This is a genomic window from Amycolatopsis sp. NPDC051758, from assembly GCF_044453095.1.
Lineage (GTDB): Bacteria > Actinomycetota > Actinomycetes > Mycobacteriales > Pseudonocardiaceae > Amycolatopsis.
Map to the genome: position 1 here is coordinate 73,328 of NZ_JBITCJ010000010.1, position 22,431 is coordinate 95,758.

Annotated in this window: 23 protein-coding genes; 10 read left to right on the forward strand and 13 right to left on the reverse strand. The window is 71.3% G+C overall.

The window, feature by feature from the left end:
• The first annotated feature begins 35 nt into the window (after positions 1-35).
• The 6 genes from ACIA5G_RS38365 to ACIA5G_RS38390 are packed head-to-tail and all read left to right on the forward strand — an operon-like array spanning position 36 to position 5,762.
• Complete coding sequence (locus ACIA5G_RS38365) at positions 36-2,366, forward strand: glycosyl hydrolase family 95 catalytic domain-containing protein (RefSeq protein ID WP_395932416.1); 2,331 nt, start codon at positions 36-38, stop codon at positions 2,364-2,366.
• Positions 2,367-2,425: 59 nt separating this feature from the next.
• A complete protein-coding gene (locus tag ACIA5G_RS38370) occupies positions 2,426-2,794 on the forward strand; it encodes a DoxX family protein (RefSeq protein WP_395932418.1) in 369 nt (122 codons plus the stop codon).
• Between the two features lie 20 nt (positions 2,795-2,814).
• Entirely contained in the window at positions 2,815-3,570 is a 756-nt protein-coding gene (locus ACIA5G_RS38375) for an alpha/beta fold hydrolase (protein ID WP_395932420.1), read from the forward strand.
• A 13-nt stretch (positions 3,571-3,583) separates the two neighbouring features.
• Positions 3,584-4,447, forward strand: a complete 864-nt coding sequence (locus tag ACIA5G_RS38380; RefSeq protein WP_395932422.1) for a LysR family transcriptional regulator — start codon at positions 3,584-3,586, stop codon at positions 4,445-4,447.
• 20 nt (positions 4,448-4,467) lie between these two features.
• A complete protein-coding gene (locus ACIA5G_RS38385; protein WP_395932424.1) occupies positions 4,468-5,130 on the forward strand; it encodes an HAD family hydrolase in 663 nt (220 codons plus the stop codon).
• 11 nt (positions 5,131-5,141) lie between these two features.
• Positions 5,142-5,762 (forward strand): GntR family transcriptional regulator, encoded by a 621-nt coding sequence (locus ACIA5G_RS38390; protein ID WP_395932426.1) that lies wholly within the window; start codon positions 5,142-5,144, stop codon positions 5,760-5,762.
• Here ACIA5G_RS38390 and ACIA5G_RS38395 read toward each other — a convergent pair whose 3' ends face one another.
• The 3 genes from ACIA5G_RS38395 to ACIA5G_RS38405 all read right to left on the reverse strand — a co-directional run bounded on the left by ACIA5G_RS38395 (position 5,763) and on the right by ACIA5G_RS38405 (position 7,394).
• Positions 5,763-6,119, reverse strand: a complete 357-nt coding sequence (locus ACIA5G_RS38395) for a hypothetical protein (protein ID WP_395932428.1) — start codon at positions 6,117-6,119, stop codon at positions 5,763-5,765.
• 152 nt (positions 6,120-6,271) lie between these two features.
• Positions 6,272-6,448: a hypothetical protein gene (locus ACIA5G_RS38400; protein WP_395932430.1), complete on the reverse strand. Its 177-nt coding sequence runs from the start codon at positions 6,446-6,448 to the stop codon at positions 6,272-6,274.
• A gap of 97 nt (positions 6,449-6,545) precedes the next feature.
• Entirely contained in the window at positions 6,546-7,394 is an 849-nt protein-coding gene (locus ACIA5G_RS38405; protein WP_395932432.1) for an NAD-dependent epimerase/dehydratase family protein, read from the reverse strand.
• 113 nt (positions 7,395-7,507) lie between these two features.
• Between ACIA5G_RS38405 and ACIA5G_RS38410 the strand changes: the two genes are divergently transcribed.
• Positions 7,508-8,260: an HpcH/HpaI aldolase/citrate lyase family protein gene (locus tag ACIA5G_RS38410; RefSeq protein WP_395932434.1), complete on the forward strand. Its 753-nt coding sequence runs from the start codon at positions 7,508-7,510 to the stop codon at positions 8,258-8,260.
• 23 nt (positions 8,261-8,283) lie between these two features.
• Here ACIA5G_RS38410 and ACIA5G_RS38415 read toward each other — a convergent pair whose 3' ends face one another.
• A complete protein-coding gene (locus tag ACIA5G_RS38415; protein ID WP_395932436.1) occupies positions 8,284-9,267 on the reverse strand; it encodes a hypothetical protein in 984 nt (327 codons plus the stop codon).
• A 208-nt stretch (positions 9,268-9,475) separates the two neighbouring features.
• Between ACIA5G_RS38415 and ACIA5G_RS38420 the strand changes: the two genes are divergently transcribed.
• Entirely contained in the window at positions 9,476-10,486 is a 1,011-nt protein-coding gene (locus ACIA5G_RS38420; protein ID WP_395932438.1) for a LacI family DNA-binding transcriptional regulator, read from the forward strand.
• Positions 10,487-10,561: 75 nt separating this feature from the next.
• Here the strand turns inward: ACIA5G_RS38420 and ACIA5G_RS38425 are convergent, their stop codons facing one another.
• Genes ACIA5G_RS38425 through ACIA5G_RS38465 form a run of 9 tightly spaced genes read right to left on the reverse strand, consistent with a single transcriptional unit; the run spans position 10,562 to position 19,717 of the window.
• On the reverse strand, positions 10,562-11,611 hold the full coding sequence (locus tag ACIA5G_RS38425) for a serine hydrolase domain-containing protein (RefSeq protein WP_395932440.1): 1,050 nt from the start codon (positions 11,609-11,611) through the stop codon (positions 10,562-10,564).
• A gap of 11 nt (positions 11,612-11,622) precedes the next feature.
• Positions 11,623-13,185: an ABC transporter ATP-binding protein gene (locus ACIA5G_RS38430; protein WP_395932442.1), complete on the reverse strand. Its 1,563-nt coding sequence runs from the start codon at positions 13,183-13,185 to the stop codon at positions 11,623-11,625.
• A complete protein-coding gene (locus ACIA5G_RS38435) occupies positions 13,182-14,075 on the reverse strand; it encodes an ABC transporter permease (protein WP_395932445.1) in 894 nt (297 codons plus the stop codon). Before ACIA5G_RS38435 ends, ACIA5G_RS38430 begins: the two co-directional genes overlap by 4 nt.
• Positions 14,072-15,028 carry an ABC transporter permease gene (locus ACIA5G_RS38440; RefSeq protein ID WP_395932447.1) on the reverse strand — a complete coding sequence of 319 codons (957 nt, stop codon included), beginning with the start codon at positions 15,026-15,028 and terminating at the stop codon, positions 14,072-14,074. Before ACIA5G_RS38440 ends, ACIA5G_RS38435 begins: the two co-directional genes overlap by 4 nt.
• Complete coding sequence (locus ACIA5G_RS38445) at positions 15,025-16,590, reverse strand: ABC transporter substrate-binding protein (protein ID WP_395932449.1); 1,566 nt, start codon at positions 16,588-16,590, stop codon at positions 15,025-15,027. The genes ACIA5G_RS38440 and ACIA5G_RS38445 overlap by 4 nt, the downstream gene beginning before the upstream one ends.
• Before the next feature lie 33 nt (positions 16,591-16,623).
• Complete coding sequence (locus tag ACIA5G_RS38450) at positions 16,624-17,046, reverse strand: thioesterase family protein (RefSeq protein WP_395932451.1); 423 nt, start codon at positions 17,044-17,046, stop codon at positions 16,624-16,626.
• Complete coding sequence (locus tag ACIA5G_RS38455) at positions 17,039-17,968, reverse strand: 3-hydroxyacyl-CoA dehydrogenase NAD-binding domain-containing protein (protein WP_395932453.1); 930 nt, start codon at positions 17,966-17,968, stop codon at positions 17,039-17,041. Before ACIA5G_RS38455 ends, ACIA5G_RS38450 begins: the two co-directional genes overlap by 8 nt.
• Positions 17,961-18,854 carry a 3-keto-5-aminohexanoate cleavage protein gene (locus tag ACIA5G_RS38460; protein WP_395932455.1) on the reverse strand — a complete coding sequence of 298 codons (894 nt, stop codon included), beginning with the start codon at positions 18,852-18,854 and terminating at the stop codon, positions 17,961-17,963. The genes ACIA5G_RS38455 and ACIA5G_RS38460 overlap by 8 nt, the downstream gene beginning before the upstream one ends.
• Entirely contained in the window at positions 18,854-19,717 is an 864-nt protein-coding gene (locus ACIA5G_RS38465) for a TetR family transcriptional regulator C-terminal domain-containing protein (protein ID WP_395932457.1), read from the reverse strand. Before ACIA5G_RS38465 ends, ACIA5G_RS38460 begins: the two co-directional genes overlap by 1 nt.
• 491 nt (positions 19,718-20,208) lie before the next feature.
• Here ACIA5G_RS38465 and ACIA5G_RS38470 point away from each other — a divergent pair, with 491 nt between their 5' ends.
• Positions 20,209-21,531: a M20/M25/M40 family metallo-hydrolase gene (locus tag ACIA5G_RS38470; RefSeq protein ID WP_395932459.1), complete on the forward strand. Its 1,323-nt coding sequence runs from the start codon at positions 20,209-20,211 to the stop codon at positions 21,529-21,531.
• Entirely contained in the window at positions 21,531-22,424 is an 894-nt protein-coding gene (locus ACIA5G_RS38475) for an alpha/beta fold hydrolase (RefSeq protein ID WP_395932461.1), read from the forward strand. The genes ACIA5G_RS38470 and ACIA5G_RS38475 overlap by 1 nt, the downstream gene beginning before the upstream one ends.
• The last annotated feature ends 7 nt before the right edge of the window (positions 22,425-22,431 follow it).

Consider the following 22,431-nt stretch of genomic DNA (forward strand, 5'->3'; position numbering starts at 1 on the left):
GCCGGTCCCCGCCTTCAACGCCGAACGGATCCGACATGTCGAAACCTTCCCGTCGCACCTTCCTCAAGCTGAGCGGCGCGGCCGGCGCCGGGCTTGCCTTCAGCGGCGTTCGTCCTTTCACCGCAAGCGCAGATGTCGTCCGTCCGGCCGGCGAGGACCTGGTTCCCGCCGACCGGGCGACGACGCTGTGGTACCCGGCGCCCGCGGCCGAGGACAAGATCATCGAACAGGGCCTGCCGATCGGCAATGGTCGGATCGGTGCGCTCGTCGGTGGTGACCCGGCCGCCGATTTCCTCTACCTGGCCGACGCGTCACTGTGGACCGGCGGGGCCAACGACGTCCTGGAGGACGACGGCCAGTTCCCCTACGAGCGCGAGAAGTTCGGCACCCTCGGCCTGCTGGCGAAGGCGCGGATCTCCGTGCCCGCGCACACCGGGGTGACGGACTACCGCCGCACGCTCGACCTGAGCAACGGCCTGGTGACCGTGACCTACACCCACCAGGGCACGCGCTACCGGCGGGAGATCTACGCCAGTCACCCCGACGACGTGGTGGTCGTCCGGCTGAGTGGTGGTCCGATGACCGGCACGGTCACCCTGGAGCCGACCCGGGCGGAGACCCTGGCCGGCCCGGCCTTCGCGGCGACCTTCGCGAACGGGCTGAAGTACGCGTGCACGGCCGCGGCGGCCGGGCACGGGGGATCGGTGCGGCAGCAGGGGAACACCGTCGCGTTCGACGGGTGCCGCGAGATCGTCGTGGTGCTGAGCGGGGGCACGAACTACGTGCCCGACGCGGCCCGGAAGTTCCTCGACGCGTCCCTCGACCCGTTGGCGCTCGCGAAGCAGAAGGCGTCGAAGGCCCTGCGTGCCGGGGCAGGGCCGCTGCTGGCCACGCACGTCGCCGACTACCGGCGGCAGTACGACCGGATGACCGTCGACCTGGGACAGTCCCCGCCGGCGAAGCGGGCGCTGGACTCGTGGTCGCGGCTGGTGGCCCGGCACGACGACCCGGCCACGCCGGACCCGGAGCTGGAGGCGAGCTACCTGCAGTTCGGGCGGTACCTGACGATCACCGGCTCGCGCACCGGCCTGCCGATGGGCCTGCAAGGGCTGTGGCAGAACAACAACACGCCCGACTGGATGAGCGACTACCACACCGACATCAACCTCCAGATGAACTACTGGCTGGCGGACCGGGCGGCGCTGCCCGGGAGCTTCACTGCCCTGGCCGGCTACTGCCTCGCGCAGCTTCCCGTGTGGACGGACAGCACGAAACGGCTGTTCAACGACCCGAGGAACCGCTTCCGCAACACCAGCGGGAAGATCGGCGGCTGGGCGATCGCATTCTCGACCAACATCTACGGCGGCTCCGGCTGGTGGTGGCACCCCGGCGGCAACGCGTGGCTGTGCAACTCGCTCTGGGACCACTACGCGTTCACCCAGGACAAGGCCTACCTCGCGCGGATCTACCCGTTGCTCAAGGGGGCCAGCGAGTTCTGGGAGTCGCGGCTGGTCCCGATGACTGTCGACGGCCGTGAGGTGCTCGTCGACGACCACGACTGGTCACCCGAGCACGGCCCGCAGGACACCCTCGGGAACACCTACTCCCAGGAGATCGTCTGGGACCTGTTCGAGCACTACCGCGAAGCCGTCACGGTGCTCGGCCGGGACCGCGCGTACGGCGACCGGATCGCCGGGCTGCAGAAGAAGCTGTACCTGCCGAAGGTGAGCCCGTCGACCGGCTGGCTCGAGGAGTGGATGTCGCCGGACAACCTCGGCGAGACCACGCACCGGCACCTGTCCCCGCTGATCGGCTTCTTCCCCGGCGACCGCATCACCGCCGACACCTCACCGCCCGAACTGCTGAGCGGCGTGCGCGAGCTGCTCATCGCACGCGGGATGGACAGCTTCGGCTGGGCGTGCGCGTGGCGCTCGGCGTGCTGGGCCCGGCTGAAGGACGCCGACAAGGCCTACCAGCTGCTGCTCACGGTCATGCGGCCGTCGGTGGCCAACGGCAACGGCACCGCGCCGAACTTCTTCGACATGTACAGCCAGGGCAGTTACACGATCTTCCAGATCGACGCGAACCTCGGTGCGCCCGCCGCGATGGTCGAGATGCTCGTCTATTCGCGGCCGGGTGTGCTGGAGCTGCTGCCCGCCCTGCCGTCGGCGTGGGCGCGGTCGGGCCGGGTCACCGGGATCGGCGCGCGGGGCGGGTTCGAGGTCGATCTGTCCTGGCGCGACGGGAAGGTCACCCGCGCGGTGATCCGCAGTGTCGGCGGGACCCGGACCGAGGTGCGGGCCGGCGCCTGGAAGCGGCCGATCACCCTGCGGCCGGGCGGGTCCATCACGATCGCACCAAGTTGAGGTCTACCCTCCGGAAAAAGACGTAGTGTTCAATCACCTTTTCCGGACCGGGAGTGACCGTGAACATCGCCCTGTGGATCGCTGCGGGCTTTCAAGCCGCGTTGTACGTCTTCGCCGGTGGGATGAAGCTCGCCACGCCGCGGGAGAAGCTGCTGGAGAACCCCAACATGGGGTGGACGGCGGACTTCTCCGGGCCGGCGGTGAAGGCGATCGGCGGGGTCGAGATCCTCGCCGCGATCGGCCTGATCCTGCCGTGGGCACTCGATATCGCGCCGGTGCTGACCCCGCTGGCCGCGGCCGGACTGGCGGTGATCCAGATCGGTGCGATCATCGTGCACGGACGCCGGAAGGAGACCAAGGCGCTCCCGATGAACGTCGTGCTGCTGGTGCTGGCGGTGTTCGTCGCCGTGGGCCGGTTCGCCGGCTGAGCTGCCCGTTCGGAGGATCGATGACGCTCCCCGCCCACACCGACCACGGCGGCGCCGGGCCGGTGGTCGTGCTGCTGCACAGCTTCCTGATGGACGGCCGGATGTTCGCCCCGCAGCTGGCCGCGTTCGACGGCTTCCGGTGCATCACCGTCGACGAACGCGGTCACGGCGGCACCCCCGCTTCGGAGCCGTTCGACTACTGGGACGTCGCCCGGGACGTCCTGGGGGTGCTCGACGAGCTGGGCGTCTCACGCGCGGCGGTCGTCGGGACGAGCCAGGGCGGGTTCGTCGCACTGCGGATGGCGCTGCTGGCGCCGGAGCGGGTGACGGCGGTCGCGGTGCTCGGGACGTCGGCGGCCGCGGAGGACCCCGCCGTCGCGGCCGGCTACCGGGCGGTGCTGGACGCGTGGGTCGGCGGGGGCGCCCCGCCCGAGGTGCTCGACGGTGTTGCACAGATCTGCTTCGGCCCCTTCCCGGTGGACGAGTGGAAGGAGCGCTGGGCGACCGTGGCGCCGGACCAGCTGAAGCTGACCATGGGCGCGCTCGTGGATCGCGACAGCGTGCTTTCGCGGGTCGGCGAGATCTCGTGCCCGGCCCTGGTGCTGCACGGCTCGGCGGACCTCGCCTACCCGGTCGAGCGCGCCGAGGAGCTGGCGAGCACGCTGCCCGCGGCCGAACCCCTGGTCGTCGTCGAGGACGGCGCCCACTTCCTCAGCTACACCCACGCCGAAGCGGTGAACCCGCATCTGGTGCGGTTCCTGACCGCGCACGCGTAATACCGTGGGACCGGTGGACGTCGACCTGCGCAAGCTGCGTTACTTCGTCGCGGTGGCGGAGGAGCTGCACTTCGGGCGCGCCGCCGTGCGGCTGCACATCGCGCAGCCCGTCCTGTCGCGGCAGATCCGCGCTCTCGAAGGCGAGCTGCACGCCCAGTTGTTCCAGCGGGACAAACGATCCACGTCGCTGACCGACGCGGGCCGCCAGCTGCTGGAGGACGCCCGGCCGTTGCTCGCTGCCGCCGAAGCCCTGCGACGCCGGGTCGCGACGGCCGCGCGCGGGACGTCGACGTTCACCGTGGCGTTCATGCCGGGCATCACGGTCACCGACGCGGTCCGCGAGCTGACGGCGCAGCATCCCGGCGTCACCGTGGAGCTGCTCCGCACCACGTGGGAAGACCAGACCGACGTGCTCCACGACGGCCGCGCCGACGTCAGCGTGGTCCGGCTGCCGATCGATCGGCGAGGGCTGAGCGTGCGGCCGCTGTTCCGGGAGCCGCGGGTCGCCGTCCTGCGGACAGACCACCGGCTCGCCGGCAAGGAGTCGGTCCGGGTTGCCGACCTCGCCGGCGAGCACGTGCTGAACAACCCGGACGCGGTGCCGGAGTGGCGGGATGTGGCGGACGAGCTCCGCGACGGGCCCACGCGGCCCCGGCGTGAGTTCCGGAGCGTCGAGGAGAAGCTCGAACACGTGGCCACGGGGGAGGGGATCGCGGTGATCCCGCTGTCCACCTCGGCGTACTACACCCGCCCCGACGTCGCGCACGTGCCGGTGGAGGACCTGCCGCCGAACGAGGTCTGCCTGGCCTGGGTCGCGAGCCGGCGGTCGCGGCTCGTTTTCGAGTTCGCCGAGATCATGGCCTTGAATTCGGTATAACCGGATATCAGACTGACCGCATGACTCGGTGGGCGACGTTCGACTGCTTCGGCACGCTGGTGGACTGGCGCCACGGCATCACGACCGGGATCGAGCTGCTGTTCCCCGGCCGGGGCGCCGAGCTGCTCGAGGTCTACAACCGGATCGAACCGCAGGTGCAGGCCGAGGTGCCGGTGCGGCGCTACCGGGAGGTGCTCGCGGAGTCCCTGCGGCGGACCGCGGCCGAGGCCGGGCTGGCGCTGGTGCCCGATGACGCGTCGGTGCTCGCGACCGGGCTGCCGTACTGGCCGGTCTTCCCGGACACCCGCCCGGCGCTGGCCGCGCTGCGCGAGGCGGGCTGGCGGCTCGCGCTGCTGACCAACTGCGACCGCGACCTCATCGGCGAGACCCAGCGCCGGCTCGAGGTGCCGATCGACGCGATCGTGACCGCCGAAGACGTCGGCGGGTACAAGCCCGGGCTCGCCCACTTCGAACGGTTCGCTTCGTCGTTCGGTGCGACCCGGGAGAACTGGGTGCACGTGGCCCAGAGCCACTTCCACGACATGGTGCCGGCGCAGGCGCTCGGCCTGCCGCGGGTGTGGATCAACCGCCACGCCGACCCGCGCGACCCCGCCGTGGCCGACGCGGTGCTGCCCGGCCTCGACGACCTGGTCGCGACGGTCGAACGGGTGCACGCCGGCTGATGCTCCAGACCATGAACACCCGGGACGCGCTGGTGGCGGAGGTGCGCCGCCGGATCCTCAGCGGCGAGCTGCCGCCGGGGTCGCCGCTGACGGAACAGGGGCTGGCGACCACGTTCGGCGTGGCCCGTCCGACCGTGCGATCGGCGTTGCAGGAGCTGGTCGCCCGGCATCTCGTGGAGCGGGCCGAGGGCCGGTCGCTGCGGGTGCCGGTGCTCAGCGACGCCGACGTGCAGGACCTGTTCACCGTCCGCCTGCCGCTGGAGATCACCGCGACGCGGCTGATCATCGGGCAGCGACGGTCGCTGGCCGCGGCTTCGGCGGCGCTGGCCGTCCTGGCGGAACTGCCGGCGAAGGCGGGCTGGAGCGAACGCGTCGAGGCGCACACGGCGTTCCACCTCGTGCTGGTCGACGCGGCGGGCAGTGCCCGGTTGAGCCGGATCTACCCGCCGCTGCAGGAGGAGATGCAGCTGTGTCTGGCGCGGCTGCGCGGGGCGTACCCGGACCCGGCGGAGCTGGCGGCCGAACACCGGCGTCTGCTCGAAGCCATCGCGTCGGGTGATCCCGCGGCCGCCGAGGCGGAGATGCGGGAGCACCTCGAGCGGGCGCTGGCCGGTCTGGTCGGCACCGCCTGATCACCGGGGAATCACGTAGCTGCACCCGGTCGCCACCAAGGACCCGTCCGGGTACGAGTACGCCTTACAGGTCGCGGTGACATGTGCGTAGTAGTTGTCGAACGGCAATTGGTGGGTCACGACGTCGAGAAGATCGATCGTGAAGGTATAGGGACTGCCCGCGTCGGCAAAATTGCTGCAGTTCGTGCCTAGATTCACGGTGGAACTGGGATAGGAAAGGGTGAGCATCCCGTACGAGTACCCGGAACTGCAGGCCGTCGTGGTTGCGCCTTGCGCCGCAGGTGCGGACAGTAGCGGGGACAAAAGCACGGCGGCCGCGATCACGGCCGCCGTTCGGAACACGCTGACGAATCTCATGGAACCCCCAGTTGTCGAGTGCGACCACTCACCTCGAAGATCGTTCCCGTGTTTTAATGGTAGGGAGGCTGATCAGCTTCACAACCCCCTTTTGCCGCCCGCTCGTTGGTCCGGAGAGAGCAACCCGGAAATTGTGTCCCCGCGCCGGCGAATCAGCCGCCCACCGCCGGGCTTTCGTGCCGCACCTCGGCACGATGCGCCGTGAACAGCCCGGTCCACAGCGTCGACCAGGGGCGCGACGCCGGGCGGGGCGTGCGCACCACCGGACGCGGGCCGGCCCGGTACGCCATCTCGACCAGCACCCAGTCGTGAATCCAGTCGCCTCGCATGGCAGGTTCCTCTTTCCGTCGTCCGAGGAAACCCACGATCGTCCTGAGGGAACCGGGCCGGCATCGGGTGAACACGCACTCCCCGCCCCGCGATCCCTTACTCCCGCAGTTCCCTCAGCGCGTCGAGGTGCCGGGGCTCCCACCCGAGTTCGCGCTGTGCCCGGACCGGCGTCAGCTGCTGGTCCAGCGCGAACGCCTCCGCGATCGGTCCCATCCGGTCGACGGCCTCGGCGAGCGACAGCTGCGCGACGCGGCCCGAAGCACCGGTGAGGGCACCGACGACGTCGGCGAGCGGAAGGTTCTGGCCGCTGACGCCGGCGTACACCGACTTCGCGGGCGCCTGGAGCGCGAGCACGTACAGCTCGGCAATGTCTTCGGCGTGCACGAGTGCCCAGTGGTTCGAGCCGTCGCCGATCAGCGGCACCGCGCCCGTTCGACGGCCCGGCGCGGCGAAGAACGTCTCGACGAGCCCGCCGCCGAGGCCGTAGACGATGCCGGGCATCACCAGCACGGGGTTCCCGCCGTGCGCCAGGACGCGCTCTTCGTTGGCCCGGCGCCACGCCGTGATCGCCGGCGGGTTCTGCGGCGCGTCCTCGTCGACCACACCGGCGGTGTCGCCGTACACCCAGACGCCGCCGGTGTGCACGTACGGCCCGCGGTCGCCGATGCCCGCCTGCAGTGCGTCCGCGGCGGCGCGGTCGACGTCCGCGGTGTTGTCGCCGTAGTGCTGGCCGAGGTGGATGACGCCGTCGGCCTCGGCGGCAGCTTCGCGCAGGACGTCCGTGTCCGTGAGCCCGCCCGGCACCGGCCGGGCGCCCAGCTCGGTGAGCGTCCGTGCGGAAGCGTCACTGCGGGCCAGCGCGCTCACCTCGTGTCCCTGCCGGATGAGCGCCCGGACCGTCGGGCGGCCGACGTACCCGGAGCCGCCGGTGAGGAAGACCTTCATCGTGCACCTTTCGTGGTCGTGGTGGTTCCCTTCCGACTCTCGGCCGCCGAGGGTTCCGCGTCCAAGACCCTTTCCGCTCGCTGTGATACCTCCAGAGCATTACGCTGACCGGGGTGACCGCGTTCCTGTTCGTCCCCGGCGACCGGCCCGATCGCTTCGGCAAAGCGGTGGCCAGCGGCGCCGACGTGGTGATCGTGGACCTCGAAGACGCCGTCGCCCCGGCGCACAAGGACGCCGCGCGCGCCGAGGTCGACGCCTGGCTGGCCAGTGGTAACCCGGCGATGGTCCGGATCAACGCGCCGGGCACCCCGTGGTTCGAGGCCGACGCCGCCCTGGTGGCCGCGCGAGATGTGCCCGTCATGGTGCCGAAGGCCGAGACACCTGACGTGCTGGCAGGGTTTCGGGAGGTGGTGGCCCTCGTCGAGACCGCGCGCGGCGTCGAGAGCGCGGGGGAGCTGGCGGCCGTCCCGTCGGTGACGCGGCTGGCGTTCGGCAGTGTCGACCTGGCGGCGGAACTCGGTGTAGCGCCCGAGGATCCCGAGCCGTTCGCCTACGCGCGCTCGCGGCTGGTGATCGTCTCGGCGGCGGCCGGGCTCGCCCCGCCGGTGGACGGCGTCACCACCGACCTGCGCACCGACGAACGGCTCGAAGCCGACGTCCGGTATGCGCGCAGGCTGGGGTTCGGCGGCAAGCTGTGCGTCCACCCGCGCCAGGTCGGGTTCGTCAAGGCCGGCTTCGCGCCGTCCGAGGCCGAACTGGACTGGGCCCGCCGGGTTGTCACGGCGGGGGAGTCGGCGTCCACTGTGGACGGGCAGATGGTGGACAAGCCGGTGCTGGCCCGGGCACGCCGGCTGCTGGGGGAGTGACGGCGTACCCGGCGGCCCGGTGCTCAGACCGCGCGGGCGATGGCGATGTTGCCGGCCAGCCGCGCGCCCGCCTCGTAGATCATGTACTCGCGGCCCTGGTAGGTGCCGAAGCTCGGGGCCGCGCACCGGCCGCTGTCCGGGGCGCCCGCGAGCGGCGCGTGGAACACGCCGAGGTGGTTGCGCTTCGAGAAGTCGTTGCCGACCTCGGTGATCATCAGGCTGCCGCCGTGGCCGATGTCGGTGTTGTAGACGACGTACGTGCTGTTGTTGCGGTACAGCAGGTGCGGGCCGCCGATGTCGGACGCGCCGACGTCGGTGTGGCGGACCAGTGGCGTCTGCGAGAACGTCCAGTCGAGCGCGTCGGGTGACCAGCCCCAGCCGATGTCGCGGTGGTTGGTGGTGTTGTTGAGCATGAAGACCATGACATAACGCGCGTTCTTCGCCGGCAGGTCCTGGCGGAACACCCGGGCGTAGGACGTTTCGGTGGTGCCCGCGGGCTGCAGCCGGGTGGACAGGACCTCCTTCTCGTAGGTGAAGTGGATGCCGTCGGCGGAGCTGGCGAGCCGGGTGACGGTGTTCTCGCCGTGGAAGTACAGGTAGATGCGCTTGGCGTCGTCGTTCCACAGGGCGTGCGGCGACGAGACGTGGCTGACCGAGTACTCGCCCGGCCAGGAGTTCTTGATGATCGGGTTGCCCGCGTACTCGGTGAACTCCTGGTCGAGGGAGTTCGCGTAGGCCAGGCAGATCCCGCCCGGCGCGTCGTGCGGCGCGTAGTAGAGGTAGTACGCGCCGAGCGCGTTCGGAATGCGGCCCGCGGTGCCCCGGACGCACGGGAAGATCAGCTCGCCGGTCGGGTTGTACTCGAGCTTGCTCTTGACGAGGGCGAGCCGCTGGTACCGGTAGTCCGGGAAGCCGGCGGGGGCCGCGCCGGCGGCCGTCACGGGCAGGAGCGCGCCCGCGCCGAGCGCGGCGGCGCCGGCCAGCAGGCCGCGGCGGGTGAGGTTCATGGCGGCTCCTTCGTCGGTGAAGTGTGCGGCGACGGTGCCACGATCCCGGCGGCCAGGTCAAGGGAGTAATACGTATTAGTTCGGTCGGGACAGGATTGCTGGAGTTTCGGGCAAAACAGTTGACGCCCCTGGGGAGGGCTTGCACGCTGAATCGGATCAGCTGACCCCGGCGACCCGAGCGAGGTACCCGATGGGCAGGGTGCGGCGGATGCCCCGGCAGGCCGACATCGCGCGGGTCGCCGGGGTTTCGCAGGCGACGGTCTCGGTGGTGCTGGGCGGGAACCGCACCGGCGTCCGGCTGTCGGAGCGGACGCGCCTGCGGGTGCTGGAAGCCGCCGAACGGCTGGGGTACGTGCCCGACCCGGTGGCGAAACGGCTGGCGTCATCGCGCAACAACCTTCTCGGCGTCTACACCTTCACCCCGGCGTTCCCGATGGACGTCGCCGACTCCTACTACCCGATCCTCGCCGGTGTCGAAGCCGAGGCGGCCGCGCTCGGCAAGGACCTGATCATGTTCACCGCGTCCAGCGCGGTGCCCGGCCGGATCCGCCGCACCCGCCTCGCGGACGGCTGCCTGTTCCTCGGCCGGCACGTGCCGGTGGACGCGATCGGCGACCTGCTCGCGAGCGGGTTCCCGATCGTCCACATCGGACGCCGCACCGAGCTGGGCGGCCGGATCCCGCACGTGGGCGCGGACTACGTGGCCGCCTCGGCCGAGGTGATCACCCGGCTGGCACGCGCGGGCCACCGGCGCCTCCGCTACCTGCGCGAGCCGGACGACGCCCCGTCGTCGGGCGACCGCGAACGCGGCGTGCGCGCCGCGGCCGCCGACGCCGGGCTCAACCTGCCGGGCCTGGTGGTCCGCACCGACGGCGCCGACCTCGGCGCGACGACGATCCGCAACTGGCTCGACGACGGCGTGACGGCGCTGGTGGTCGAGGAAACCGACACGGGCGCGGTGTTCGAGGCGACGCAGCGAGCCCTCCGCGCGGCAGGGGTTTCGGTGCCCGGTGACGTCTCGCTGGCGGTGCTGGGCCGGCCGCCGGGTGGGACCGCGGGCCCGGAGATCAGCGGGTTCGAAGTGCCACGACGGGCTTTGGGCCGCGCGGCGGTCCGGCTGCTGGCGTCTCTGGTCGACCCGGGCACGGGCGAGCCGTCGCTGCACCGGCTGTTGAACTGTCCGCCGGTGGCGGGGGAGACGATCGCGCCGGTCGCCTGACCCCGAGCGCCCCAAGGCGGCCTTCGGTGCGTCTGACGCAACCAAGGCCACATCGGGGCGCTCGGGCCGGGTGTGTCAGAGGCAGTCCGCCAGTGTTGTCAGGAGCAGGGATCCGCGTTCGTCCGTGTCCTCGGACTGCAGCTCGCTCGTCGTGAACGAGAACCCCAGACCCTCCTCCGGCCAGGCGCCGTGCCGCCCGCCACCCGCGCCGGAGTGGCCGAACGCGACCGGGGCCGGGCCGTAGGTGCCGATGCCGTCCGCCAGCTCGTAGCCGAGGCCGAAGCGGACCGGGCGGTCGTTGAGCACGTCCGTGCCCGATGACCATTCGCGGGTCGCCGCCGAGAGGACCGGCGCGGGCACCAGGCCCGCGCAGATCCGGTCGTACAGCCGGGCCATCGCCGCGGCCGTGCCGGTCGCGCCGCCCGCCGCGAGCTCCGCCCGGCGGTACTCGGCCGAGTTGATCGTGTCGGGCTCCAGGAGCCCGCGGTACATCCGCTCCACGATCTTCCGCCGCGCGGGGTCGTGCAGGAACGTGCTGATCCGGTAGTCCGGTGACCGGGTCAGCCGCGCGACGCGGTGGTCCTCGGCCGCGGGGGTGCCGAGGTGGACGTCGAAGCCGCCCAGCAGGGCACCCACGACCGCGCCCGCGTTCTGTCCCGTCACCCGGCGGATCAGCTCGGTGCAGAGGTACCCGTAGGTCGTCGCGTGGTAGGCGACCCGGGATCCGGGTGTCCACAGTGGCTGCTGGGCCGCCAGGGCGGCGGCGTTCGCCCGGTTGTCCAGAAAGGACACGTCCGCCTCGACGTAGGGCAGCCCCACCGTGTGGGACAGCACGTGGGACACCCGAGCCTCGGCACGGAACTCCGGCCAGTACGTCGTGACGCGCTCCGAAGGATCGAGTAACCCGCGCGCCGTCAGCAGCGCCATCACGGAGGCCACCACACCCTTGGTGCCGGAGAACAGCACCACCAGCGTGTCCCGCGTCCAGCCCGGCCCGCCCCACAGCTCGACGAGGACTTCGCCCCGGCGCACCACGCTGAACGCCGCGCCCCCGGACGTCTTGGCCAGCACGGTGGCGAACGCGTCCCGCACCGGCTCGAAACCCGGCGCCACCGTGCCGTTCACATGAGGGCCCTTCACAGGCGCGGGGTCGCGGCCAGCAGCTCCCGCGTGTAGGCGTGCGACGGCGCGTCCAGCACGCTCCGCACCGAGCCTTCCTCGACGATCGCACCGCCCTGCAGCACGGCGATCCGGTCCGCGACCTCGCCGGCCAGCGCGATGTTGTGCGTCACGAACAGCATCGCCATCCCGAGCTCACGACGCAGCTCCCCGAGCAGCTCGACGATCGTGGCCTGCACCGAAACGTCCAATGCGGACGTCACCTCGTCGCACACCAGCACGTCCGGCGTTGTCACCAGGGCACGGGCGATGGCGGCCCGCTGCCGCTCGCCGCCGCTGAGCTGCTCGGGCAGCCGGTCGGCCAGCGCCCGCCCGAGCCGGACCCGGTCGAGCATCTCGGCAACACGCTCTCGGCGCTCCGCCCGCGACATCGACGTCAGCCGCGTCAACGGCACTTCGATCGACTGCGCCACCGTCTTGCGCGGGTTGAGCGAGGAGAACGGGCTCTGGAACACGTACTGGATCCGGCGCCGCTGCTCGTCGGACCGCTGCCGCGTGGACGCCGCCAGGCTGGTGCCCGCCAGGGAAACCGTCCCGGAGTAGTAGCTGGTCAACCCCGCGATGCACTGCGACAGCGTCGTCTTGCCGGACCCGGATTCGCCGAGCAGCAGCAGGCACTCGCCCCGCGCGACCGAGACGTCGACCCCGCGCAGCACCACGTGCTGTCCGTAGGAGACGGACACGCCCTTCGTCGCGAGCACGGGCTCGGCCGCCGGGGGAGGCGCGGCCACCGCGTCCGGATCGGGCACGGCGTCCAGCAGCCGTCGCGTGTAGGCGTGCGACGGAGTCCGCAGCACCGACGCAGCGGGGCCGCACTCGACGATGCTCCCGTGGTACATCACCGCGACGCGGTCGGCGATCTCGGCGACCACCGCGAGGTCGTGGGTGATGTACAGGGCGGCGACCCCGTGTCCGGCGGTCAGCGCCCGCACGGTCTTCAGCACCAGGGCCTGCGTGACGACGTCGAGCCCGGTGGTCGGCTCGTCGAGCACCACCACGGCCGGGCGGCACGCGAACGCCATCGCGATGCCGACACGCTGCTGCTGCCCGCCGGAGAGCTGGTGCGGGTAGCGGCGCCGGTACGCCGGGTCCGCCGGCAGCCCGACCTCGGCCAGGACCTCGGTGACGCGGTCCTCGACCGGGCCCGCGAAGCCGTGGGTCTCCAGGACCTCGGCGATCTGCAGCCCGATCCGCAGCGCCGGGTTCAGCGACAACGCCGGGTCCTGCGGAATGTAGGCGACCGTGCTGCCGCGCAGCTTCCGTCGCGCCGCAGCGTCGAGCGCGAGGACGTCGACGGCGTCCTCGCCGCGCGAGCGCACGGTGATCCGGCCGCCCGACACCGCGAGCCCGCGCCGGAAGTGGCCGAGCGCGGCCAGCCCGGCGGTGGTCTTGCCGGAGCCGGACTCGCCGACCAAGGCCAGGACCTCGCCGGGAGCCACGGCGAAGGAGACGTCGTCCAAAACGGGCACCCCGGCCGTGGTGCGGACGGCGAGCCCGGTGACCTCGAGAGCGGCGTTCATGCGCGAGCCTCCCGCTTCCGGCCGGCGGCGGCCGAGGCCAGCGCGTCGGCCACCAGGTTGGTCCCCACGGTGAGCGCGGCGATCGCCAGCACCGGCAGCAGCACACCCCAGGGCTGGACGACGAGCGCGATCCGGTTCTCGTTGATCATCAGGCCCCAGTCGGCCGACGGCGGCTGGATGCCCAGGCCGAGGAACGACAGCGACGCGATGTACCCGATCGAGTAGGTCAGCCGCAGCCCGATCTCCACCATGAGCGGCCCGGTGATGTTCGGCAGGATCTCCCGCAGCAGGATCCGCGACCGCGGCACGGCGTACATCTCGGCCGCGCGGATGTAGTCCTGGCCGCGCACGGCGACCGTCGCCTGCCGGGCGACCCGGGCCGTGCGCGGGGCGTGGGTCAGCCCGATGACCAGCACCAGCAGCCAGCCTTCCGGCCCGATCACCGCGATCGCGAGCAGCGCGATCACCAGCTGGGGGAAGGACAGCAGGACGTCGTTGCCGCGCATCAGCAGGCTGTCGAGCCGCCCGCCGCCGTAGCCGGCGACCATGCCGAGCAACGCGCCCAGCACGATCCCGAGCACGGTGGCCAGCACGGCGTAGAGCAGCAACGTCGTCCCGCCGGCGAGGAACCGGGTGAGCACGTCGCGGCCGAGGCCGTCGGTGCCGGCGACCCCGTCGGGCTTGAACGGCTTACCGGCGAAGTCCGTGGTGGTGTGCCCGGTGAGCACCGGCCCCAGCCACGGGCCGAGCAGGGCGATGAGCACCACGACGAGAGTGAGCCCGGTGCCGATCTTGGCCTGCGGGAATCCCCACGCGGTCCGGAAGAGCCCGCCGGAGCGAGCCGGCGGCGCGGCTTCGGTGAAGGTCCCGGGGAGTTCGACGGCGGTCATCGGCCTGCCTCCGTGCGTAGTTTCGGGTTGGCGAGGATGCCGACGACGTCCGCGAGCAGGTTCACCACGATGTACACCGCGGCGATGAGCAGGGTGATCGCCTGGACGACGGCGACGTCCCGCTTGCCGACCGCGTCGATCAGCGCCTGGCCGATCCCGGGGTAGCGGAACAGGAACTCGACGACCACGACCCCGCCGGCGAGCCACGCCAGCTGCAGCGCGACCACCTGGGCGACCGGGCCGATCGCGTGCGGCAGCGCGTGCCGGACCAGCACGGTCCGTTCGCGCACACCCTTGAGCCGGGCCATCTCGACGTACCCGCTGTCGAGGACCTCGTTCATCGTCGCCCGCATCATCCGGGTGATGTAGGGCGTCACGACCAGTACGAGGGTCAGCACCGGCAGCACGAGCTGGGCGGGCTCGTCCCACACCGCCTCGCCGGGCGCGGTGATCGTCACCGACGGGAAGATCTTGAACACCGTCGTCGAGAGCAGCACGACCAGCGCGACGCCGATGACGAACTCCGGCAGCGCGGCGATCACCAGGCTGATCCCGGAGACCACCTGGTCGGCGGCGCGGTCGCGGCGGATCGAGCTCCACGTGCCGAGGCCGAGCCCGATCGGGGTGGCCAGCACCGCGGCGACGACCAGCAGCACGAGTGACGCCGAGATCCGGTCGCCCAGCAACGCCGTCACCGGGCCCTGGGTGGACGTCGAGGTGCCGAGGTCGCCGGTGAACAGGCCACCGAGCCAGTCGAGGTAGCGCTGCCACACCGGCAGGTCGAGGTGCAGCTGGTGCTGCAGCGCGGCGACCCGCTCCGGGGTGGCCTGCTGGCCGAGGATCGCTCGCGCGGGATCACCCGGCAGCAGCAGCGTCGCGACGAAGACCAGCAGGGACACCACCCAGAGCACGAGGACGCTGACGAGCAGGCGGCGCAGGATCAGCCGGGTCATCTCACGCCTCCTTCGTCGCGGGAGAGCCAGGCGTTGCGGAACTGGTAACCGCTCAGCGAGATCCCGGTGCGGTCGGGGACCAGCCCGGCGACGTACTTCTGGTGCGCGTCGACCTGGTTGACAAAACCCCAGACGATCAGCCCGCCCCGCTCGTACTCGATCTTCTGCGCCTGTTTCAGCAGGTCCGTGCGTGCGGCCGGGTCCACTGTGGACCCGGCCCGGGTGACCAGGTCGACGAACTCCGGGTCCTGCCAGTGGGTCTCGTTGTACGGCGCCTTCGGCAGTGTGCCCGAGGCGACCTGGGGGAGGTAGTTGCGGGTGTACCAGAAGTCCTGCGCGAAGTCCCACGACAGGTAGTTCTCGCCGTAGAACGTCGTGGTGTCCAGCTTGCGGATGCGGACGTTGATGCCGGCGGCCTTGGCCTGCTGCTGGAACACCTGCGCCGCCTCCACCGCGCCCGCCTGGATCGGCGCGGTGACCAGTTCGACGTCCAAAGTGGAGTGCCCGGCCGCGGCGAGGAGCTGCCGCGCCTTTTCGACGTCCTGCTTGCGCTGGGGGAGTTCCTTCGCGTAGGCCGGGTCGAAGGGCGCGTAGAGGTCGTTGCCGAGCCTGCCCTGTCCACTGAGGACCTGGTTGATCATCTGCTCCCGGTCGACGACCAGCCGCATGGCCTGGCGCACCCGGACGTCGTCGAACGGCGGCCGGTCGACGCGCATGGTGAACGGCAGCCAGGTGCCCGTCTCGGCGGTGAGCACCTCGATCCGCGGATCGCTGCGCAGCACGTCGACCAGGGCCACCGGCACCTGGTCGATGGCGTCCACCTGGGACGAGAGCAGCGCGTTGATGCGGGCGTCGTCGTCGGCGAAGTTGATCAGCACCAGCTCGTCGAGGTAGGGCTGCCCGGGCCGCCAGTAGTGCTCGTTGCGGGTGAACGTGCTCTGCTGCCCGACGGTGAACGAGCCGGCCTTGAACGGGCCGGTCCCGATCGGGCGCTTGACGTCGAAGTCCGCCGGGACGATGCCGAGCGAGTACTGGCCGAGCAGGTCGTCGAACCCGGCATTCGGCGAGTTCAGCCGGAACTCGACGGCCCGGCCGCCGCTCGGCGCCACCTCGGCCAGCATGGTCAGCCCGGCCGCGCCGCTCTTGGGGTCCTTCGGGTCCATGATCCGCTTGAAGGTCGCGGCGACGTCGGCCGGCGTCACCGGGCGGCCGTCGTGGAACTTGACCCCGTCGCGCAGCACCGCCGTCCACGTCCGGGCGTCGGGGGACGATGTCAGCGACTGCGCGACCAGGAACTGGAGCTGGTAGTCGTGGTCGCGGTTGAGCAGCGGCTCGTACAGGTTGATCACCCGCGCGATGTCCGGGTTGGTCGCCGGGGTGTGCGGGTCGAGGGTGTCGGACGCGCCGCCGCCGGTGACGCCGACCCGCAGGGTGCCGCCGGACCGGGGCGGCCCGGTCGGCACCGGTGCGGCGTACGTCGCGCCGCACCCGGCGGCCAGCAGCGCGACGCCGGTGACGCCGAGGAACCTTCGTCGGGTTAATGGCCTACATCGCTCTTCCATGGTGGGGACTTCCGGTGGGAGCGGGTGTTCGGGTCAGGCGATGGCGCGCCCCGCGTAGTCCGGGACCGGGCTGAGGTGTTCGCGCAGCCGCTCCGCGACGTCGTCGGGAAGCGGCGAAGCTCTCGAGTCCGTGACGTGGATCGCCAGGATCTCCTCGGTGGCGACGAGGTCACCCGCGACCCGCAGCTCGTGGCAGAGGCGGACCTTCTTCGCCCCGAGGCCGACCACCGACGTGGTGACCTCCAGTTCGGCGTCCGGCCCGACTTCGCGCAGGTACCGGACGTGGGCTTCGACGGTGTACAGCGAGGACCCGCTGCGCTCCGGGCCGAGGCCGACGGTGTCCATCAGGTGTGTTGTCGCGTCGCCGAAGACCAGGACGTAGTAAGGCTCGGACAGGTGGCCGTTGTAGTCGATCCACTCCGGACGGACGCGGTCGTGGTAGGTCGGTTCAGCCACCACGCGCCTCCTCGACGGCCCGCTGGACGGCGATGATCGCCCGGTCGCGTTCGGCGATCAGGTCGGCGATCGTGCGTTCCCCGGCCTCGTCCTCACAGCCCTCCACGACCGCGTCACGCAGATCCGGCGTCAGCTCGGGGGCTTCGAGGCGGGTCCACGGCGCCTTCAGCGACGGGCCGAAGTGGTCCAGCATGTGCGCCATGCCGCCCTCACCACCGGCGAGGTGGAAGGTGAGCATGGGGCCCTGGACGGGCCAGCGCAGGCCCGGCCCGGCGGTGATGGCGGTGTCGATCTGCTCGACGGTGGCTTCGCCGTTGTCCACCATGTGCAAGGCCTCGCGCCACAGCGCTTCCTGCAGCCGGTTGGCGATGAAGCCCGGGACCTCGCGGTCCATGGTGATCACGGTCTTGCCGACCCGCCGGTAGAACTCCGCGGCCCGCTCGACCGCCCACGCTTCGGTGCGTTCGCCGCCGACGACCTCGACCAGCGGGATCAGGTAGGGCGGGTTGAAGGGATGCCCGACGACCAGGCGTTCCGGGGTCACGGCGTCGGCCTGCATTTCCGTCATGCCGTAGCCGGACGTCGAGGACGCGATGACGATCCCCGCCGGGGTGACCGCGTCGATCTCCGCCAGGAGCTTCCGCTTGAGCGGGAGGTCCTCGGGGGCGCTCTCCTGGACGAAGGTCGCGTCGGCGACGGCTTCGGCGAGGGTGGCCGTGACGACGAGGTTGTCCCGGCTCGCGCCATCGGCCAAGCCGAGCGACGTGAGCGCGGGCCAGGCGGCGTCGACCAGCCGTTGCAGCTTCGCCTCGGCGTCCGGAGCCGGGTCCCAGGCGCAGACCCGGAAACCCTGGGCGAGGAAGTGCGCGACCCAGCCGCCGCCGATCACGCCGGCGCCGACACACGCGACCGTCTCAGGCACGGACACGCTCCTTCAGGCCGAGGATCTCGCGGGCCCGGGAAGCGCTTACCACGGTGGCGCCCAGGTCCTGCACGATCCCGACGGCGCGCTCCACGAGCTGGCCGTTGGTCGCCTTGACCCCCTTGGTCAGGTAGAGGTTGTCCTCCAGGCCGACCCGGACGTGCCCGCCGAGCAGCACCGACTGCGCCACCCACGGCATCTGGTCCCGCCCGATGGCGAACGACGCCCACTGCGCGCCGTCGGGGAGGAGCCGCACCATGGCCTGCAGCAGGCCGGGGTCGACGGGCGCGCCGTAGGGGATGCCCATGCAGAGCTGGAACAGCGGGGGAGCGTCGATCAGGCCCTCTTCGACCATCTTGGCCGCGAACCAGAGGTGCCCGGTGTCGAAGATCTCCAGCTCCGGCTTGACACCCAGCTCCTGGATCCGCTTCGCGCCGGCGCGAAGCATGTCGGGTGTGGACACGTAGAGCTGGCTGCCCTCGCCGAAGTTCAGGGAGCCGCAGTCGAGGGTGCAGATGTCCGGCAGCAGCTCTTCGACGTGCGGCAGCCGGTCCATCGCGTTCACCAGGTCGGTGCCGTCGACCGGCTTGAGCGGGTCCTCCTGGTCGATCACCAGGTCGCCGCCCATGCCCGCGGTCAGGTTGACCACGACGTCCACACCGGACTCTTTCACCAGCCGGACGACTTCGCGGTAGAGCGCAACGTCCCGCGACGGTGACCCGGTTTCGGGGTCCCGGACGTGGATGTGCACAACGGCGGCCCCGGCGTTCGCGGCCTCGACGGCACTCGCGGCGATCTGCGCGGGCGTGACGGGCACGTGCGGGCTCCGGCCGACGGTGTCCCCGGCGCCGGTGAGGGCGCAGGTGACGATGACCTCGTGGTTCATCAGGCTCCTTTGACTATCGAGCTTTCGATGAAGTCGTGCAGGTGTTCTCGCATGCTCTCGGCCGTGCTGCCCGGGCGGCCGGTCAGCACCTGGATGCCGAGGCCGTCGATCAGCGCGGTCAGCCGGGTGGTCGCGGCGTCCGGATCGGCCACCGAGAACACACCCTGCTCGCGGCCGGAGCGGATGGTCATGGCGATCGTGCGTTCCCAGCGGCCGATCGAGTCGTGGTACAGCGACCGGAACGACGGGTCGAGCGCGACCTCGTTCCACACCTGCAGCCACACCGACCACTCGGCGCGCAGGACGCCGTCGGTCGGGAGCTGCAGCTCGACCAGGCGGTGCAGCCGCTCGTGTGCGTCCTCGATGGAGTGCAGTTCGGCGACCTGCCGGTCGAACGCGAGCTTCACGTTGCGCCGCAACGCTTCGTTGAGGACCTCGGTCTTGCTCGGGAAGTGGTAGTGGATGGTGGCGGTGCTCGTCCCGCACGCCTTGGCGATGTCGGCGATGCGCACCTTGTGGTAGCCGCGTTCGGCGATCAGCGCCCAGGCCGTCTCCAGGATGCGGCGGCGCGGCTCGGACTGGGCGAGGTGGTCGGGGTCGTCGCTCACCAGGCGGGCGGCCGGCGCGGGCACCGCCGTGACGGTGACCGCGTCGTCGCTGCCGTTGAGCAGCCAGTTGACCGTGACGCCGCAGTGCTCGGCGACGCGGACCAGTTCGTGCGGCGAGAACCGGCGGGTGCCGTTCAGCGCCTTGGACAGCTTCGTCTCGTCGAGCCCGATCGCGGCGGCGAACTCCCGCTGGGCCCCCGGCACGGCCTTGACCAGGCCGCGGACCCGGTCCCGCAGCTCGGCGGTTTCGTCCATGCCAGGAGACGGTAACCCCACGTTGCGATAATCGCAATGTCCGAGAGCAGAACGTTGTGGTTGAGGGGAGTTGCGATGCCGACTTGACTGATGAGTCAGTCGGGCGGCGTCACCGGGCGCGCCGGCGCATGCCCAGCTGCCAGACGTCGCAGTACCTCGGAAGCTCGCTTCGAAGTAGGCGAAGTACAGGATCCGCGGCCGGCAGAAGGTGGCGTCGAAGCCGAGCTTTCCGACCGGCGAACCGGCTGGCACCTCGCCCGGCGGAGGTTCCGTCCGCAGGGTGACCAGTGGGCGGCGGGCCGGCCTGGTCGCAGCTGCGGTCCGACGTGCACTTTTCACCGTGGGAGCCTTACCGGAGCAGTGCCGTGCGGTCACGCGAAGAGTCGCGGGTGTAGGCGGTTCGTCACAACCAGCGATCAAGGTGACGCGTTCCGTTCCCGAGGTGATCTCGCAGCCAGCGCACCCGGCCATCCGGGTGATAGGAATGGCCGGTGACCGAACCGAACCTGATCGAAGCCGCCGCGGCCGAAGCCGTCACGCTGACCAGCGAGCTCATCCGCATCGACACGACCAACACCGGTGACCCCGACACGCTGGTCGGCGAGCGGGCGGCGGCCGAGTACGTCGCGGAGAAGCTGACCGACGCCGGCTACGAGATCACCTACGTCGAGTCGGGCGGGAAGAACCGGCACAACGTCATCGTGCGGCTCGAAGGCGCCGACCGGTCCCGGGGCGGCCTGCTGATCCACGGCCACCTCGACGCCGTTCCTGCTGACCCGTCCGAGTGGTCGGTCCACCCCTTCTCCGGCGCGGTCCAGGACGACTACGTCTGGGGCCGCGGCGCGGTCGACATGAAGGACATGTGCGGGATGGCGCTCGCGCTGGCCCGGCACTACAAGATGAACAACGTCGTCCCGCCGCGCGACCTGGTCTTCGCCTTTCTCGCCGACGAAGAGGCGGGCGGCAAGTTCGGCGCCCAGTGGCTGGTGGAGCACCGGCCGGAGCTGTTCGAAGGGGTCACCGAGGCGATCAGCGAGGTCGGCGGCTTCTCGATCACGCTCAAGGACGACGTCCGCGCCTACCTGATCGAGACGGCGGAGAAGGGCATCCGCTGGATGAAGCTGCGGGTGCGCGGCACCGCCGGGCACGGCTCGATGATCCACCGCGACAACGCCGTCACCAAGCTGGCCGAGGCCGTCGCGAAGCTCGGCAACCACCGCTTCCCGCTGGTGCTCACCGACTCGGTGAAGGAGTTCCTCGCCGGCGTCACCGAGATCACCGGCTGGGACTTCCCCGAAGACGACCTCGAAGGCTCGGTCGCCAAGCTGGGCAACATCTCCCGGATGATCGGCGCGACCCTGCGCGACACCGCCAACCCGACCATGCTCACCGCCGGCTACAAGTCGAACGTCATCCCGTCGGTCGCCGAAGCCGCGGTGGACTGCCGCATCCTGCCCGGCCGGCTGGAGGCGTTCGACCGCGAGCTCGACGAGTTGCTCGGCCCGGACATCGAGAAGGAGTGGATGGAGCTCCCGCCGGTCGAGACGACCTTCGACGGCGCGCTCGTCGACGCCATGACCGCGGCCGTCCTGGCCGAAGACCCGGGTGCGAAGACGCTGCCGTACATGCTGTCCGGCGGCACCGACGCGAAGTCCTTCCAGGACCTCGGCATCCGCAACTTCGGCTTCGCGCCGCTCAAGCTGCCCGCCGACCTCGACTTCTCGGCGCTGTTCCACGGCGTCGACGAGCGTGTCCCGGTCGAGGCGCTGAAGTTCGGCACCCGCGTGCTGGACCGGTTCCTGCGCACGTCCTGATGACGCAGTTCGCGCTCGCCGACGGCACGCCCCTGCAGGTGATCCGCAGGGGCGACCCGGCCGCGCCGGTGACCGTGGTGTTCGTCCACGGGTACGCGCTCGACCAGCGAAGCTGGGGCCGGATCGCGCCGCTGGTGCCGGACGCGGCCGACGGGCCGGTGGCGGTGCTGACCTACGACCAGCGCGGCCACGGCGGATCCGGGCGGGCGCGGCGCGGCACCGCGACCATGGCGCAGCTCGGTGACGACCTCGCCGAGCTGCTGGAGCGCGAGGTCCCGGCCGGGCGGGTGGTGCTGGTGGGGCACGACATGGGCGGGCTCGCGATCATGTCGCTGTCCCAGCGGCACCCGGAGCTGTTCCGCGAGCGCGTGTCGGGGCTGGTGCTGCTGGCGACGTCGTCGGGCACGCTGGCCACCGAGGTCTCGGCGGCCTGGCCGAACGCGCTGGGCAAACTGGCCCGGGACCTGGAGGCGGTGCTCGGCTCGAAGGTGTTCGGCGTGGTGCGCGAGCACACCAGCCGGGCGGTCAGCGCCGGCCTGCGGTGGTGGCTCTTCGGCGACGACCCGGACCCCGACCTGGTCGAGCTGACCGTGAAGATGATCCGCGGCAACTGGCCGCACACCGTCTCGCTGTTCCGCCCCGCCATGGACGCCTACGCGCGCGACGCGGCCTTGGCGCAGGTAAGTGGCCTGCCGGTGACGGCGATCGTGGGGGAGCGCGACCGGATCGTCCGCGCGTCCGACGTCGAGCAGTGGGCCGGCGGGCTGGAGGGCGGGACCGCCGTTGTGCTGCCCGGGGTGGGCCACGTCGTCCCGCTGGAAGCCGCGGCGCAGGTGCTGCCGCGGGTCGTCGCGCTGGTCAACAGTAGTCACCGACAAGGCGAGAGTTCTTGACAACTTC